Source organism: Streptomyces sp. CB02009 (assembly GCF_001905825.1).
GTDB lineage: Bacteria > Actinomycetota > Actinomycetes > Streptomycetales > Streptomycetaceae > Streptomyces.
In genome coordinates this window covers 35,473-51,390 of record NZ_LIVV01000001.1, presented here as the reverse complement: position 1 = coordinate 51,390, position 15,918 = coordinate 35,473, and the positions used below count along the sequence as shown (strand labels likewise).

Annotated in this window: 16 protein-coding genes; 5 read left to right on the top strand and 11 right to left on the bottom strand. The window is 73.5% G+C overall.

Annotated elements, in window-relative coordinates; genetic code table 11:
- The first annotated feature begins 254 nt into the window (after positions 1-254).
- On the top strand, positions 255-1,412 hold the full coding sequence (locus AMK27_RS00255) for an agmatine deiminase family protein (RefSeq protein ID WP_073902001.1): 1,158 nt from the start codon (positions 255-257) through the stop codon (positions 1,410-1,412).
- A 146-nt stretch (positions 1,413-1,558) separates the two neighbouring features.
- Here the strand turns inward: AMK27_RS00255 and AMK27_RS00250 are convergent, their stop codons facing one another.
- From AMK27_RS00250 to AMK27_RS00235, 4 genes are read right to left on the bottom strand one after another with little or no spacing between them, the layout of a single operon-like run.
- A complete protein-coding gene (locus tag AMK27_RS00250) occupies positions 1,559-2,608 on the bottom strand; it encodes an NlpC/P60 family protein (RefSeq protein ID WP_073902000.1) in 1,050 nt (349 codons plus the stop codon).
- The gene (locus AMK27_RS00245; RefSeq protein WP_073901999.1) at positions 2,601-3,083 is read right to left on the bottom strand and encodes a poly-gamma-glutamate biosynthesis protein PgsC/CapC; all 483 of its coding nucleotides are present in this window, start codon (positions 3,081-3,083) and stop codon (positions 2,601-2,603) included. Before AMK27_RS00245 ends, AMK27_RS00250 begins: the two co-directional genes overlap by 8 nt.
- Positions 3,080-4,492 (bottom strand): poly-gamma-glutamate synthase PgsB, encoded by a 1,413-nt coding sequence (pgsB, locus tag AMK27_RS00240; protein ID WP_073901998.1) that lies wholly within the window; start codon positions 4,490-4,492, stop codon positions 3,080-3,082. The genes AMK27_RS00245 and pgsB overlap by 4 nt, the downstream gene beginning before the upstream one ends.
- A 5-nt stretch (positions 4,493-4,497) precedes the next feature.
- Positions 4,498-6,885 (bottom strand): HAMP domain-containing protein, encoded by a 2,388-nt coding sequence (locus tag AMK27_RS00235; protein WP_143204799.1) that lies wholly within the window; start codon positions 6,883-6,885, stop codon positions 4,498-4,500.
- A gap of 34 nt (positions 6,886-6,919) precedes the next feature.
- Between AMK27_RS00235 and AMK27_RS00230 the strand changes: the two genes are divergently transcribed.
- Positions 6,920-7,963 (top strand): hypothetical protein, encoded by a 1,044-nt coding sequence (locus tag AMK27_RS00230; protein WP_079188119.1) that lies wholly within the window; start codon positions 6,920-6,922, stop codon positions 7,961-7,963.
- A gap of 251 nt (positions 7,964-8,214) precedes the next feature.
- Here AMK27_RS00230 and AMK27_RS00225 read toward each other — a convergent pair whose 3' ends face one another.
- Positions 8,215-9,369: an agmatine deiminase family protein gene (locus AMK27_RS00225; protein ID WP_241847254.1), complete on the bottom strand. Its 1,155-nt coding sequence runs from the start codon at positions 9,367-9,369 to the stop codon at positions 8,215-8,217.
- 276 nt (positions 9,370-9,645) lie between these two features.
- On the opposite strand from AMK27_RS00225, the gene AMK27_RS00220 reads away from it, so the two are divergent.
- The 3 genes from AMK27_RS00220 to AMK27_RS00210 are packed head-to-tail and all read left to right on the top strand — an operon-like array spanning position 9,646 to position 11,597.
- Positions 9,646-10,320, top strand: coding sequence for a TetR/AcrR family transcriptional regulator (locus AMK27_RS00220; RefSeq protein WP_079188118.1), 675 nt, complete (start codon positions 9,646-9,648; stop codon positions 10,318-10,320).
- A gap of 37 nt (positions 10,321-10,357) precedes the next feature.
- Complete coding sequence (locus AMK27_RS00215) at positions 10,358-10,816, top strand: group II truncated hemoglobin (protein WP_073901995.1); 459 nt, start codon at positions 10,358-10,360, stop codon at positions 10,814-10,816.
- A 28-nt stretch (positions 10,817-10,844) separates the two neighbouring features.
- Positions 10,845-11,597 (top strand): adenosylcobinamide amidohydrolase, encoded by a 753-nt coding sequence (locus AMK27_RS00210; protein WP_073901994.1) that lies wholly within the window; start codon positions 10,845-10,847, stop codon positions 11,595-11,597.
- A 119-nt stretch (positions 11,598-11,716) separates the two neighbouring features.
- On the opposite strand, the gene AMK27_RS00205 is transcribed toward AMK27_RS00210, so the two are convergent.
- The 6 genes from AMK27_RS00205 to AMK27_RS00180 all read right to left on the bottom strand — a co-directional run.
- Positions 11,717-12,364, bottom strand: a complete 648-nt coding sequence (locus AMK27_RS00205) for an alpha/beta fold hydrolase (RefSeq protein ID WP_073901993.1) — start codon at positions 12,362-12,364, stop codon at positions 11,717-11,719.
- Positions 12,365-12,599: 235 nt separating this feature from the next.
- The gene (locus tag AMK27_RS00200) at positions 12,600-13,238 is read right to left on the bottom strand and encodes a DUF6230 family protein (protein WP_241847253.1); all 639 of its coding nucleotides are present in this window, start codon (positions 13,236-13,238) and stop codon (positions 12,600-12,602) included.
- A 248-nt stretch (positions 13,239-13,486) separates the two neighbouring features.
- Positions 13,487-14,155 carry a hypothetical protein gene (locus AMK27_RS00195; protein ID WP_241847252.1) on the bottom strand — a complete coding sequence of 223 codons (669 nt, stop codon included), beginning with the start codon at positions 14,153-14,155 and terminating at the stop codon, positions 13,487-13,489.
- 5 nt (positions 14,156-14,160) lie between these two features.
- Positions 14,161-14,556 (bottom strand): DUF6114 domain-containing protein, encoded by a 396-nt coding sequence (locus tag AMK27_RS00190; RefSeq protein ID WP_073901992.1) that lies wholly within the window; start codon positions 14,554-14,556, stop codon positions 14,161-14,163.
- The gene (locus tag AMK27_RS00185; protein WP_073901991.1) at positions 14,550-15,335 is read right to left on the bottom strand and encodes a DUF6230 family protein; all 786 of its coding nucleotides are present in this window, start codon (positions 15,333-15,335) and stop codon (positions 14,550-14,552) included. The genes AMK27_RS00190 and AMK27_RS00185 overlap by 7 nt, the downstream gene beginning before the upstream one ends.
- Positions 15,332-15,918: DUF6114 domain-containing protein (locus tag AMK27_RS00180; protein WP_338014277.1), on the bottom strand; the 587-nt coding region annotated here is incomplete at its 5' end. The genes AMK27_RS00185 and AMK27_RS00180, both read right to left, overlap by 4 nt.

Below are 15,918 nucleotides of genomic sequence, written 5' to 3'. Positions count from 1 at the left end.
CATCGAGCCCTGTCGCGCCCCCATCGCACCCCCATCAAGCCCCCACCGCACCCCGTCGAGAGATTTGACTGAAATTCCAGTCAGTGCGACAGTGCTTGACATGAGGCCCGTCACCGCTGTCGCGGTGACGCGCGTACGCGGTGCGGATGATGCACCCTCTGAAGCAGGACTCGTGTGACGACCCTGCCGTCTCTCCCCGTGCCCCCACCGCGGCCGGATGCCTCCGTCCTGCCAGTCCACGATCGGAGTCCACGATGACCTTTCTCCCCTCCCGACGCTCCGCCCTCCGCTCCTTCGCCGGGATAGGCGCGCTCGTCCTCGGCGCTTCCGCCTGCGGTCCCACGGACCCCGGCACGTCCGCCTCCGGCAGCGGCGCGAGGCCGGACGGCGGGCACGACGGAGAGCGCCGGCTCGGCGCCGAGTGGGAGAGCCACACCCGCACCTTCATGTCGTGGCCGGCGCTGGAGTCGGTCTGGATGGAGGACCTGCCGTACGTACGGAAGGACATCGCGCGGATCGCGCGGGAGGTCGCGGAGTACGAGGAGGTCGTCATGATGGCCAGGCCCGGGCAGCTGAAGGCGGCCCAGCGGGCGTGCGGATCCCTCGTGGAGGTCATCCCGCTGGACGTCGACGACCTGTGGGCCCGCGACACGGTGCCCCTCTTCGTCGAGGAGAAGGGCAAGGTCGTCGGCGTCGACGTCAACTTCAACGGCTGGGGCAACAAGCAGGAGCACGGGAACGACGCCCTGGTCGGCGAGACCCTGCTCGGGAAGTACCGGATCCCCCGCGTCGAGGCGCCCCTCGTCGCCGAGGGCGGCTCCTTCGAGACCGACGGCGAGGGCACCCTGCTCATCACCGAGAGCTCGATCGTCAACGACAACCGCAACCGGGGCATGACCCGGGACGAGATCGAGGACGAGCTGATCGACACCCTCGGCGTCGAGAAGGTGGTCTGGCTGGCGGGCGTCCGCGGCGAGGACATCACCGACGCCCACGTGGACAGCCTCGTCCGCTTCGTCGCCCCCGGCGTGGTCCTCCTGGACCAGGCCTTCCCCGGTACTCCCCCGGACTCCTGGTCCCGCTCGGCCGACCAGGCCCGCTCGGTGCTCAGCAAGGCCACCGACGCGCGCGGCCGCCGCTTCGAGATCATCGACCTGCCGCAGCCCGACCTCGACCGGATCACCGGCGAGGGCGACGACTTCGTCTCCACGTACGCCAACTTCTACATCGCCAACGACGCGGTCTTCCTGCCCAAGTTCGGCGACCGTAAGGCCGACAACCGCGCCAAGGGCATCCTCCAGGAGCACTTCCCCCAGCGCGACATCCGGATGGTCCCGATCGACACCATCGCCTCGGGCGGCGGCGGGATCCACTGCTCCACCCACGACCAGCCGGGCAAGCCCGCCGCCTGACGCGGGGCGGCGGCCCGCGCGTCACGAGCGAGCCGGACCACCCCGACCTCACTGACCGCACTGACCGCACTGACCGCACCGACAGCAGCGACTGCGACGACCGCCTCGGCCCTCTCCGGGCCGGGGCGGTCGTCGCGTTCCTCCGGCTACAGGCGCTTGGCGCTCCGCAGCCCCTTCGCGTAGAAGCCGTCGCCGTCGAGGCGCGCCGTGCCGCCCAGGTCGCCGAAGGTGGGTCCGTCGGCCTCCTCTCGGCTGGAGACGAAGCGGGGCTTCCCGTCGGTGTCGAGGCCCATGTACATGCCGACGTGGTCGAGGCGCGGCCCCGTACGGGCATCGATCTCGAAGAACACCAGGTCACCCGGCTGGAGCTTGCCGAGTGAGCCGGGGCGCCGCCCCGTGAGCGCCAGGACGTCCACGCCCACCTCGCTGCGGGCCATGCCGTCGGACGTACGGGGCAGCCCGTCGCCCTCGTCGTCGCTCGGCGCGAGCGGGAAGCGCGCCCGGTAGCCGAGGACCAGGCGCATGAAGCCGGAGCAGTCGACGGCGCGGTGGCGGGCCTTGTCGGGCCGTACGGCGGTGCCGTCGCGGAAGGTGTAGGGGATGCCGAGGTAGTCGTAGAAGTCCGACTCCTCGAGGCGCTTGTCGCCGTTCGGGTCGGGGTTGACCGGCCCGAACCCCGCGTCGCCGGCGTAGGCGACCCCGCGCGCGTCCTTCCTGACCTTCGCCGCGTGCAGGTACTCCTGGGTGAAGGCCATCACGTCGGGCTCGGTGCTGGTGCGCTCGGCCGCGAACCAGGCGGTGAACCAGCGCTCCTTCTCGGCGCCCTGCTTCCAGGGCTGCGGAAGGAGACGCACCCAGCGGTCCGTGACCACCTTCGCCCGGGTGAAACGCGGTTCGGCGAACGTACGGACGGGGCCGGCCAGCACGGCCGTACGGGCGCCGTCGGTGAAGCTCGCCACCACCGCGCCGTCCCCGTCGCGGACCACCGTGCGGTCCGGGTCGCGGAGCCGCTCGTAGGTCGGTCCGCGGTGGGAGGTCTGTGTCGCGCCCGTGTCCGCCACGTCGGGCGGCGGGGGCGGCGTCCTGGCCTCGTTCAGCTCGCCGGTCAGGTACACGGACGTGCCGAGCAGGCCGGCGACGGCCACCGCCGCGAGCGCACCGCGCGTACGGCGGCGGCGAAGGGTCGTGTCACGCACCGGGCATCACTCCGAGCAGGATTCCGGCCGTCAGCACCACATAGGTGGCGAGCGCGACGGCGCTGGTGGCGAGCAGGGTGGCTCCCCGGGGCTGCCGGACGAGCTGGTAGGCGATCAGGCCGGGCACGATGAACCCGAGGGTCTGCGTGCCGTAGAGCATCGGGAACTCCCTGCGCAGCAGCACGTACACGGTGGCCTGCAGCAGCACTCCCATCAGCACGACCGCGGCGAACAGGCGCTTGCCGTAGAGGATGACGACCTTCTGGAGCAGCACCGAGCCGGTGTACGTGGCGGCGGTGACGCCCAGCACCATGGCGGCGAGCCGCAGGTCCTGCACCAGGGTGAGCGCGAGCCAGCCGGGGGTGATCATGCCGCCGGGCGAGAGATTGGTGGTCAGGTAGCAGACGAGTGAGAACAGAAGCCCGAGGGCGATGCCGAGAGCGGCTGTCTCCGGAGTGAGGACGGCGGGGATCAACGGGGCTCTCCTGTGGGGTGCCGGTAGTCGTGGTGGGGGTACGGGTCCTGGTACGGGTACGGATACGGGTCCTGGTACGGGTACGGATACGGCGCCTGGTACGCGTCCTGGACCCGGTCCCGATACGCGGAGGCGTCGGCCTCGTACACGGGAAGGACCTGCGTGTCCCCGCCGGTCACGCACACGGACAGCTCCTCCGGCCCTTCGTCCGGCAGCTCCTCCGGCCCTTCGTCCGGCGGCAGTTCCGCAAGTTCCTCCAGGAGCAGTTCTCCCTGGCCGTGGATGTTGCCGATGGCCACGAGCGAGGAGCGGGGGCCGAGGTGTTCGACGATCCGGTCCAGGACCTCTCGGGCGTCCCGGCGGTCGCCGCCGAGGTCGACCACGCGGTCGCGCCACTCGGCGGGAATCGCGTCCGCGGCGCTCTTGGTGGGGTGGCCGATCAGGAACACCTGGTCCGGGGCGAGTTCCGGGACGATCTGGCCCATCTGGCCGTTGCGCTCGACGCGGTCGGGACGGCAGTTGATCAGGACGTTCAACGGCCGCTGGACCGCCCCGAGATCGAGCAGCTGGTGGATGTTCATCAGGGTGGACTCGGGGTCGTTGGCCGCGAAGACGTTCGCGAAGCGCAGCCGCTTGCCGCCGGGCGCCTCGTAGCGCTCCACGGACAGGACTCCGGGGTCCGGGGGCGCGTCGTACATGCCCCGGAGGGCCGTCTGCCGTTCCACACCGAGCAGTTCGGCGACCTTCAGCGCGATGGCCACGTTCTCCTTGAACGTGAACCAGCTGAATCCGCGCAGTTCCTCGTCGCTGACCGTCTCCGGGTCGACCGGAACCAGCGTGCAGCGCCGCCGGTCCGCCTCCTCCTGGAGGATGTCGAGCCGGTCGCGTTCGGCGGTGACGCAGATGCCGTCGTACGGCATGGAGCGGCACAGGGAGCGCGCCACGTCGTCCAGCGTCGGTCCCATCTCCTCCAGATGGTCCTCCCGTACGTTGCACAGGACGCCGATCGTGGAGCGGATGAGCTTGGTCTGGTTGACCTCCTGGAGCGCCGGCATCACGGCCATGCACTCGATGACCAGCGCGTCGGGCCGGTAGGCGGCCGCCCGGCGGACGATGCCGACCTGTTCGACGACGTTGGCGATGCCGAACTTGCGGTAGACCGGCTCCTCCGTGGCGTCCGGGTGGATGAAGCGGGCCGCCGTCCCCGTCGTCTTCGCGACGGTGACGAGGCCGCCGCCGCGCAGGGCACCCGCGCACAGCCGGGTGATGGAGCTCTTGCCGCGGATGCCGTTGACGAGCACCCGGGTCGGGATGGACTCCAGGCTCGCGAGGTGCCTCCGCTGCTCGACGACGCCCGCGACGAACAGCACCGCGCTCGACACCAGCAGGACCAGATAGAGATAGAGCACGACCGTCAGTTCCTTCCGTGAGGGGTGGGGATGCGCGTGCGTGGCTCTTCGTGGATCTGCTGCCGGATCAGTTCCATCGTGCGCATCACGGCACCGACCTCGTCGTGGTGCTGCGGGAACAGCACGGTGCGCCGGTCTCCGTCGGCGAGGTTCTCGGCGTGGGCGGCGAGGGAGCGCAGGGGGCGTACGACGACGATGTGCAGCCAGCCGAGGCATGCCACGGCCGCGGCGCTGCCGAGCAGCCCGGCGAGCATGGTGCGGCGCTGGGCGACGTACTCGGGGAGTGTCGTCCAGGTGCCGGGCTGGGCGCTCACCACCTGCCAGTCGAGTTCCCGGGTGGCGCCGGTGCCCTTGAGCGGTGCCGCGGCGGTGATCACCGTCGGCTCGCCGCGTACCACCCGCGAGCGGGACCGGTGCGCGCGTGCCACCTCCTGGGTCAGCCGGTCGAGGCCGTGACCGGAGAGACGGTCGAAGGCGAGGAAGCCCTCCCGGCTGTCCGCGGCGATGATCCGCCTCCCGGCGTCGACGAGGTGGACGCGGCCCATGCCGGGCCTGCTGACCAGGGTCACCAGGAACTGCGGCCCGAACTCGCCGACGACGGTGACGTCCCGCTGCCCGGGGACGGCGGCGTAGGCCGCGATCACGGGCTCCTTGCCGGAGGTGTTGACCTGGACGACCCGGCCCGCGCGGTCCTGTCCGGCCTGCTCCCCTCCGCTCGGAGCTTTCCCTCCCGGCTCCACTCCGCCGGGGGCCTTTCCTTGGTCCTCCCCTCCGCCCGGGCCCTTCGCGGCCTCGCCCCCCGCAGCCTGGCCCCTTCCGGCCGGGACCGCGCCGATCGCGGCATCCTGGGGGAGGTCGCCGGAGCGGGCCGTCACCGTGCCGTTCCTGACGACGTACAGGGACCGGTAGCGCTTGCTCTCCTCCCGCATGCGCTCCAGGGCCTCGCCGACCGCGGCCGGTTCCAGGTCTCCGACCGTCTGCGCGACGGCCGCGAGGTCCGCGTACCCCTCGCCGAGTGCCTTGCGCACCCGCGCGGCGACCGTGTCCGTACGCAGCTGCTGGTCCGCCACCAGCCGCCGCGGCACCGAGACCGTACGGTCCCCCCGCTGGACCAGGAAGAGCAGCGGCAGCGACCACAGCAGGACGAGCACGGCGCAGAGCGCGAGGACGAACCCCGCGCCGACGCGGCGGCGGGCGGGCCCGGGCGGCGCGTCGTGCGGTGCGCCGAGCAGACGGAGCCGGAGCCGCTCCAGCGCGTGGCCGATCCGCGCGCCCTCGCCGAAGCGGGGCACGGTCACCGCTCGGGCCAGGTCGCCGCCGGCGAGGCGGCGGCTCTCCCCGTAGAGCCGCAGCAGCGGGCGTTGCAGGAAGAGGTACAGCAGCAGGGAGATCAGCAGGGCGACGGCGATGAGCAGCCCGGCGCAGGCCAGGCCGAAGATCTGGGTGCTCAGCACGACCGGGCTGTCATCGACGCGCACCGCGGTCGCCACGGTCAGCCCGAGGCCCTGGGCGGGAGTGGCCCGCTCACCGTCGGCGGCCGCGATCGCCCCGTGGCCGGTCGCGTGCCGTACGCCGCCGTGCACCACTGCGCGCGAGCCGGCGGGGGCCTTGCCGGCGCCGTCGTCCTCGGCGTTCGCGAGCGGACCGCCCGCCGCGAGGAGCGCCTTCCGTGCCGGTTCGGGACCGTTCGCGGCCAGCACCGCGCCGTCGGGGCCGAGCACGGCCGTCGCCCGGGAGTCGCCGCTCGCGGCGGTCGGCACCGACAGCGTGCCGGAGGTCACCAGGAGGCGCGGCCCCGCACCTCGCCGCGCGGCGAGGGGTGCGAAGGCCAGGACGCGGGTCTCGCCGGTGCCGAGCCGGACCAGCTTGGGCTGGATGACGCCGTCGACGGTCCTGCGGTCGCCGGTCGAGTCCAGCGGGATGGTCTCGCCACTGGCCGCGAGCAGGGTGCCGCGGGCCGGGTCGATCACGGCCTTGCCGCGCCACTTGTCGTAGGCGGCGTCGAGTCCGTCGAGGATCTGCGCGTCGGAACGGTCGCCCGCCATGTCGAAGGAGCGCGCGGCACGCCGCAGGTCGGTGACGCTCTCGTCGAGCGAGGCGCGCAGCGACAGCGCGCCGTCCTCGGCGATGCGCTCCTGAAGAGTCAGCACCGCACTGTCGACGGTGGCCCGCTCCTGGTCGCGCAGGAGCACCACGGTGGTGGCGGCCACCGCGAGCAGGACGACAAGCAGGGCGGCTATCGGCGGCCGGACGCCCCCGAGCAGGGGCATGTCGGCGCGGCGCCGGGTCTTGGGCCGCCGCCGCGAGCGCCGTGGCGCGGTGCGGAGAGGGGGCCCGGATGCGTGACGCGGGTGGCGTCCTGTTGAATCGGCGGTCATGCGGTCCTCGTTCATCTCCGGTTCAGCTCCTCGGCCAGGCGTGGGTGCCGTGCACCGCGGCGTGCGGGCCGGGGCCCGCTCCGCGGCGACCGTCCGGCCCTCTGTCGCCGCAGCGCTCGCGGCGCTGCTGGTCCTGCTCCTGGTCGGTACGACCGGCTGCTCCGGCGGCCCGGCCGGCTCCGACGGCGCGTCGGCGACGCCGCGGCCCTCCGGGTCCGGGGCGTCGGCCGAGACGGTCGTGGACCTCAGGAGCCGGGTCACCGCGTTCACCGGCAAGCTCTCCGCGCGCGGGGGCTACCGGGGGCCGGACCTCGCGCAGCGCCGTGCGGTGGCCGACGGCGTGCGCCTCACCCTCGACGGCGAGCTGTCCTCGGCGCGGGAGCGGCTGGCCGCGGTGGGCTGGACCGTGCGCACGCTGCGGGACCGGACCGGCGGCCGCGCGTTCGCCGAACTGGCCGACGAGGACGCGGGCGTGGCCCGGCAGCGCGGCTGGGGTCGTGTGTACGTGAGCCTGGGCGGCGGGCGGCCCCGCTGGACCGTGCAGGCACCCCATCCGGTCGCCGATCTGCACAGCGAGCGGCTGGCCGTCGGCACCCTGCTCTCGGCGCCCCGCGGCGTCCTGGTCCTGGCGGGTGCGCACCGCGACGCGGACGGCGGAGGCGGTGCGGACGTCGCGCATCGCGAGGACACCGTGTTCGACGCGGTCTGCGCCATGCTCGCCGGGCAGGGACTGCCGGCGCTGCAGGTGCACGGGTTCGCCGACGAATCGCTGCCGGGCGAGGACGTGGTGGTCTCCACCGGCCGCGGGGACGCGGCACGGCGGCCGGCGGAGCGGCTCGCGGACGCGCTCGATCTGCGCGGGCTGGCGGTGTGCCGTGCCGACGGCGAGGAGTGCGGCGACCTGGAGGGCCGCAGGAACGTCCAAGGCGTACGGGCCGCCGCGCTGCGCGTGCCGTTCCTGCACGTCGAGTTCAACCGGTCGGTGCGCGGCGGCAGGGAGTCGGCCGAGGACGCGGTGGGCGCACTCGGCGAGGTGGCACGGTCCTGGGCCGAGGGCTCTGACCGGGCCGGTCCGTCCGCTCCGGCGTCCTGAGCTCAGGGGTTTCGAACTCCCGCGTCCCGATGCGTCGGACGAGCGGGCTGGTCCGCGGGGATGCCCCGCGGGGGAGGAGCGGTCTGCGCCGAGGGGGGTCCGTCCGCGCGCGCAGGGCTCCCCGCGCCTTCTGTACGGCGACTGAGGGGTGTGCACCGTGTTGCCTTTCACGAGGTGGCTGTCGCCACATGGACGACGCGCCGGTCGCCGAGGAGGTCGGCGACCGACGCGTCTCCTGTCGGAGCGTCCGGTCAGGCAGCCGGCGGTACGACCGGCTGCGACTGGGTGGCGCAGTGGATGCCGCCGCCCCCGCTCGCGATGTTGTCGATGTTGAGCTGCACGACGTTCCGCCCGGGATACGCGGCCTGGAGAATCGCGTAGGCGACGCCGTCGGCGTAGCCGTCGCCGAACTGCGGTACGAGGACCGCCCCGTTCGCGGTGTAGTAGTTGGTGTAGCTGGACAGGAAGTCGTTGCCCCGGCCGCGGATGTACCGCCGGTCCGGGCCCGGCAGTTCGGTGATGGTCAGCCGCCGGCCCTGTGCGTCGGTCGCGTCCTGCAGGATCCGCCTGGTCTCCTCGTAGACGGCGACCCACTTGCTGTCGACGCCGGGGCCCGGCTTGTCGAGGATGACCTGCCCCGGCGCGGTGAAGCGGGCCAGGCAGTCGATGTGGGCGTCGGTGATGTCCTGGCCGGCCAGACCCGGTACCCAGATGACCTTGTCGACGCCGAGCACGGACTTCATGCCCTGCTCGACCTGGTCCTGGCTCATGCCCGGGTTCCGGTTGCCGTTGACGAGCGAGCTGACCGTGGCCAGCAGGGTGCCCGCGCCGTCGGTCTCCAGTGACCCGCCCTCGCCCACGAACGGGGCCCGGACGCGGTCGATCCCGTACTGGCCGAGCAGGGTCGCTGCCGCGGCGGCGTCGTTCGCGTAGGGCTGCGCGTACGACGTGCCGGTCTTGCCCCAGCCGTTGAAGTTGGTGTCCACGCCGGCCACGGCGCCCGGGGCGACGACGAAGGTGGGGCCGAAGTCCCGGATCCACAGGTCGTCGTTGGCGATCTCGACGACCTCGATGCCGTAGTAGGCGCCGCTCCCGCAGGTGTACCGGGCGTCGGCCGCCTGGTCGGGGCGGGCGAGCATGACGACGGGCTCGTACCGCGATATCTCGTGCGCCACGGTGGCGATGTCCCGGCGCACCGCGCCGAGGTGGCTGGACCAGACCGACGACAGTGCGGGCCAGGCCATGAAGGTGCGTACGTGCTGGTCGGTCTCCGCGGGCATCCGCAGAGTGGCGCCCGACGGGGCCGTCGCCGCGCGGGCGACCGTCGGCAGCGCCGCCCCGAGAGCGACGAGCGGCAGGGCGGCGGCGCCGAACCGGAGCAGTCGGCGACGAGTGGTGACTGGCATGTCCATGGAACTCCCTTGAGGAAGGGGCGGGAGGATGCCCGGCCATCCTGGACCGAACTGAAAATTCAGTCAAATGCTCGCTCGGGACAGCAGTGCGACCCGACAACCGAGCCGCAGCACGGCACAAGCGCACTTCACGAGCCGATTCGAGGCTCCACAACCACGCCGCACCGCACCCCGCACCGCGCCCGCACCCCTGTCATACGACCTCATCAGGGACCCAACTAAAGATTCAGTCAGCATGAGATACTCCGAGCGACGACAAGGAGGCACAACGTGGCCACAGACCGCCGAACGGCGATCCTGGAGGGGGCCGCCCGAGTCATCGCGCGGCGCGGGGTCCGCGGACTGCGGGTGGAGGAGCTGGCGGTCGAGGCCAGGGTGTCCACCGCCCTGATCTACTACCACTTCAAGGACCGGGCGGGCATCCTGCGCCACACGCTGGAGTTCATCAGCGACCGGGCCGATCGGTACACGGCGGCGGACGAGGGCTCGGCCGAAGGCTTCGACGCCCGTCAGGAACTGGAGCGGTCCCTGCTCCTGGAGTTCCAGGACCTGCCCGAGGTACGGGAGAACAGCACGGCGTGGGGCGAGCTGCGGGCCAGCGCGGTCTTCGAACCGGAGCTGCGCACCGAGCTCGCCCGAGCCGGCCTGACCTGGGTGCACGACGTCGCGGCGTTGTTGGCCGAGGCCTGCCCGGCCGTTCCCGCGCCGACGCTCACCGCGTCCGCGGAGCGCCTGACCGCCCTCACGGAGGGACTCAGCACCCGCTGGCTGAGCGGCGCACTGCCGCTGGACCGCGCCCGCGAACTGATGAGGGCGGCCCTCTCGGTGGAGCTGAGGCATCTGAGCCGCCACTGGCCGCCGGAGACCTGGAACACCGGCGGAACCGAGGAGGCCACCCCGCCCCGCCGAGAGCGAACATCCTTGGATCCCGGGCCTGTTGCGTGAAAGCTGGGAGGCCACATCACGGATCCGGAGGCCCTCCATGACCGCCGAGCACACGAACACGCTGTACGAGGCCGTGGGCGGCGCCGACGCGCTCCGCAGGCTCTCCGGAACGTTCTACGAGGGGGTCCTCGCCGACCCCCTCCTCGCACCGGTCTTCGCCGACTTCACCGCCGCCCATGTGGAGCACGTCGCCGTCTGGCTGGCGGAGGTGTTCTCGGGCCCCGCCGGGTTCACGGAGGAACTCGGCGGGCACCAGGCCCTGCTCCGCGCCCACCTCGGGCTCGGCATCACGGAGGAGCAGCGGCTGCGCTGGATGGAGCTGATGACGGCGGCCGTGGAGAAGGAGCTGCCGGACGACGAGCTGCTGCGCCGCCGGGTGGTGGAGTACTTCGACTGGGGCACCCGCATCGCCAAGGACGTGTCGGCCTCCGCGCCCGGCACGGACCTCGGCGAACCCGGCCCCACACCCCGCTGGGGCTGGGACGGCCTCGCCTGATCAGCGGGGCACCGCCTAGGGTGCGGGGGTGCCTACCCGAACCCTCCTGACCAGCACGTCTCTCGCCGACGCGGCTCTGCTCACCCACACGGAGCGGGGCCACGAGCTCCCGCTCCTGGTGTGGGCTCCGGGGCCGGGCCACCGCATGGTGTCGAGCGCCGTGCTCGGCGGCGGCATCGGCGAGCGCGCCTGGGTGGTCAACGCCCAGGTTCCGCCCGGCTACGACCGGCTCGATCCCGTCGCCCACCTCCGCGACCTGGCCGCCGAGGCGGGGCTCACCGGCGCGGGTGTGGGTCTGATGACGGCCGCCTCGGTCGCGGACCGTTGCCACGCCGAGGACGGCGGTGTGCGGGCGGTGGTCACCGCGGGGATCGGCGTACGGGGCTGGGCCGCGGCACCGGGCGCCGGTGGCGTCGCGCTCCCCCGCCCCGGCACGATCAACATCATCGTGTCGCTGCCCGTCCCCCTCACGGACGCGGCCCTCGTGAACGCGGTGGCCACCGCCACCGAGGCGAAGGTGCAGGCCCTGGTGGAACTCGGCGCGGACGCCTCGGGCACACCGACGGACGCGGTCTGCGTGGCGGCCCCGACACCCATCGTTCCCCGCACCGAGACCGGCCCCCGCGCGGGCGCCGGCACCGACCCCCGTACCGACACCGACACCGATGCCCACACCCACGGGGAGCCGTTCGCCGGCCCGCGCTCGCTGTGGGGCGCCCGCCTGGCCCGCGCGGTTCACGGGGCGACGCGCGCGGCGTGCGCGGGCCTGGTCACCCCCTAGGGGCCGGTCGGCCGTGGCGTACGCCTCGATCGCGGCCCACTGATGCGCGGGGCCCCGCCCGGTGCGATCCACGCGTAGGCCGCGCGCCACCGCGGCCGTGGCCCCTCAGCCGTGGCTCCTCACCCGTGCGACAGCAGCGCCGCCGTGAGTTCGGCCGCCCGGCGGTGCCACAGATGGGCGCCCCGCAGCATCGCGTGGCCGCCCGTCGGCATCGGGATGCCCGCCGCGTCGGCGCCCGCCGCACGGGCCCTGCGGACGAAGTCCCAGGACGCGCGGGCCGAGGTGACGCGGTCGCTCTCGTCGTGGAGCAGGTAGAGCCGCCGACCGCCGAGGTGGTCGACGGGTTCGTCGGTGGGGCACCAGGGCGCCAGGGCGACGACACCGCGGACGGCGGGGTCTCCCGCGGCGGCGAGTGCCGCGCGGCCCCCCATCGAGTGGCCGACGAGGACGACGGGGACGGACCCGGCCTGTTCCCGGAGCCGTACGAGCGCGCTCTCGGCGTCTCGCGCGGCGTCGGCGCTCTCGCCGTTCCAGCCGCGGTGGCGGTAGCGGACCTCGGCGATCAGCACGTTCCGGCCCCGGACGGCCCGGCTCACCGCGGCGGCGAAGGGCCGCATGCGCAGCGCGGGCAGGTTGAGGGCGGGGGGCGGCCCGGGGCCGTCGGCACGGCCCCCGTGGAGCAGCAGCACGGCCGCGGTCGGCACGGCGGGCTCGCTGCGGACGACGAACGCGCCGGGGTCGGCACGACGGGTGGGGCAGAGCGTCATCGGGCGCTCGCCCCCCTCCCGGTCCGGTGCGGTGGCCGGCGGGGCCGTCCGCTCGTGCGGACCGCCTGCTGTCCGGGCTGCTGCGCCATGGTGGGCCTCCAGGAGTCGCTTGCCGCTTCCCCGGTGGAGCGGTCCGCTCACGACACGGGGGGAGTCGACCGTGAGGCCCGCAGTCTGCCAGGTCGCACGGTCCGTCAGATACGGAACCCCGGCGGACGGGGAGGCGTTCCTGTCGTCACGGGGTGCCGGGGGTCCCGGTGGGCGCCGCCGGGGCGGGGCAGGCGACGGTGCCCGGGCGCACGGAGAGCTTGAGCTTCGGTGTGGTGAGGAGCCCCGGTATCTGGAAGTCCTGGGCGGTGCCGACGATCCGGTCGAACTTGGCGTACCGCGCCTGGATGCCGAAGCGGTGCTGCGGGCTGTTCAGCGGGTTCACGACGTACGCCCCGCTCGCGTCCTTGACGGTCCTCACGTCGGTGCCGTTGGTGTTGAGGTCGACGACGCCGTCCATGTCGAGGACCCCAGTGGCGTTCCGCAGGTCGAGGACGGTGTTCCTGGTCCTGATCTCCCAGGAGCCCGGGTTGTCGTCGCCGAGGGTGAGGAGCAGCGTGTACGTGGCTCCCGCGATCTCCTGCCGCCGGCTCAGGCAGAGGCCGTTGAGCATCCCGTCCGCGAACCCCATGCGGAGGACCCGGACGGATCCGGTCGAGCCGTCGGGCCGGACGACGGTCTGGTCGACGACCGCGGCGCCGTACTGCGTCCCGTACAGGCTGCTCGTCGTGAAGTCGACGGGCCGGTCCTGGACCTGGAGGCCGACGGCGAGCGCGCCGCTCGCCATGGCGGAGCCGAGGCCGCCGGCCGCCAGGAGCGCGGGCACGGCGACGGCGAGGGACCGGCGCCAGTGGGTACGCCCTTCCGGACCGCGGCCCGGGGGGCTGGGGCGATGCGCGGGGCTCGCGGGGCGCGGAGGACGACCCGAGCTCGCGGGGCCCGGGGGACGACCCGGGCTCGCGGGGCCCGGGGGACGCCCCGAGCTCGCCGCGCTCGGGGGACGCCCCGGGCTCGCCGGGGTCGGGGGACGCCCCGGGCTCGCCGGGCTCTCGTGGCGGACTTCGTGCTCGGGGCTCATGGCGTGGTCACCGTGATGGTTCCGGGAAGGTGGACGGGGTTGTCGGTGGAGTTCAGCGCCGCGTGGTCGTCGACCGTGCGGATCGCGTAGACGTCCCCGACGAAGTCCTCGGCCCCCGCGGTGAGCGGGATGAGGGAGCCGAAGAAGTCGAGGAGTCCCTGCACTCCGCAGATCTTCACGAGCACGCGGACGCAGACCTGGGAGATGGTGCCCCACATCGTCGTCGTCTCGGGCTTGCCCGCGCTGTCGTACCCGCCGAGGGAACCCTCGCCGGGGACGTCGATGGTGACGGTGTGGCCCGCCGCCCGCTGCGTCACGTTCATGTGCGAGCGGATCTTGAGCTTGGTGAAGGTGTACCGGTTGGTGACGCGCGTGGTGCCGTCGGAGAGCCGGATGGTGACGTTCTTCTCGACGGTCATGGAGACGGCGACCATGCTGGCGATGGTGACGCGGAGCGGGTCGGGGGAGGGCAGGAAGGGCACGCCCATCGGCTCGACGGCGGCCGTCGCCCCGGCGGCGCGGCTCGGCTGCCCGGACCAGAGCGCGGTGACGACGGCGAGGACGAGCGCGGCGGTGACGGCGACGGCCCTGCGCCGCGCCCCGGCCGACGGCGTCGCGCGGACCGCCGTCGCCCGCACCTGCGGCGGCTTCGTCCTCGCGGGCATGCTCCTCACCCCTCCGCCTCCGCCGGCATCCGGCGGCGGGGCCGTTTGGCGCCCCAGCCGACCATCATGGATCCGCCGAGGACGCCGAGGGCCATGCCGAGCAGGAAGCCCCCGAGGTTGGAGACGACGAGCGAGACGACCGCGAGGACCACGCCGATGAGCCCGAAGGTGTAGCGCTGGCCGGGCAGTGCCAGCGGGAGGAGGCCGCACAGGATCATCCCGCCGCCCACGAGGTAGCCGGCCACTCCCCCGAAGCCCGTGCTGACGATCAGCTGCAGGGAGCTGAGGGAGAACTTGAGGACGGTCCAGCCCCCGGCGACCAGCCACACCCCGCCCCAGAACGGCCGTGTACGGCGGAAGGCCCGGAACCACGCGTACGCGTGCGTCAGCCGGCTCAGCATGTGGAGGCCGATCCCGCGACGACCCTGATCTTCAGGTCGGGCAGCACGAGCGCGCCCGCCATCTCGGCGTCGTAGGCCGTGGCGCTGAGTCCGTGCAGCGTGATGGAGCTGCCTCCTTCTCCGCCCGCCGAGCCCAGCCCGAACCCGCCGGGCAGCGCGCCCGTGAGCGGCTTGCCGGCGACGGTGACCTGGTCGGCGGACTGGCCGAGCACCGCGTTCTGGAGGGTGGTCGGCCCGTACGACTGGAGTTCGGTCGCCTGGATGTAGAGGTTCGAGGCGTCGATGTCGGTGCTGAAGGCGGTGGGCGGGGTGGCCGTCACCTTCTGACCGCCCGTCAGGAGGAGCGAGTACGGGACGCCCGCGATGGTCTGGTGGACGATCCCGCAGAGCCCGGCGAGTCCGGCGCTGGCGAAACCGACGCGCGCCATCGCCGTGTTGGTGGTCGTACTGCCGTCCGGGCGCCCGACGGCCGGTGTGTTGACGATGGCGCCGAATCCACTGCCCTCGACCCCGTTGGACGTGAGGGTGAACGGCTGTCCCGCGACACTGAAGTTGGCGGCGAGCGCCCCCTGCGCGAGCGCGGCGCCGAGGACGCCGACGGCGACGGCGGAGGGGACGAGGGCGAGCGCGCCGCGTCCCCAGCGGGTCCCGCGCCGGGTGCCGTCGGCCGCCTCGGCGAGCATCCGGGCGTTCCAGTCGACGGCGGCGCGGGTTCCGGTGGTACGTATCCGGGCGAGGGCCGGTCCGACGCGGCGGGGGCTGAACGGGCTCCGGTTCATACGGATCCGCTCCCCACGGACACGCCGGCCGGCCTCGTCCGGCGGCGGAAGGGGCCGCCCTTCCGCCCGACGGGCTTCTCGGGGAGCCAGGCGAAGGCCATGGATCCTCCGAGGACGGACAGGACCATGCCGACGAAGAGCCCGCCGAGGTTCGACAGCGGGAACGAGGCGACCCCGGCGATCACCGCGATGACGCCGGCCGTGTGGCGCTGGCCGGGCAGCAGCAGCATGAGGAGGGCCATCGCCATGAGGACGACGCCGCCCGCCATGCCCGCGATCCCTCCGACGCCGACCTGGAGGATCTTCCCGAGCGGTGCCATCGGCAGGAAGAAGATGACGAATCCGCCGAGCGCGGTCCAGACCGTCGCCCAGAACGGCCGGGTGCGGCGCCAGCGCCGGAAGGCCGCACGGGCTCCGCGGACCGGCGCGACCGGGTCGGCGGCGTCGGCGAGGCCGGCGGGGCTCGACGGGACGGGCTCACCGGGGCCGGGAGCCGGCTCGGGCGGTGGATCGATGGTCATGGCGACCTCGCAGGTGAGGGTCGTGGGCGGGTGGGTCCGGGATCTGGGTGGGTGGGGCCGGG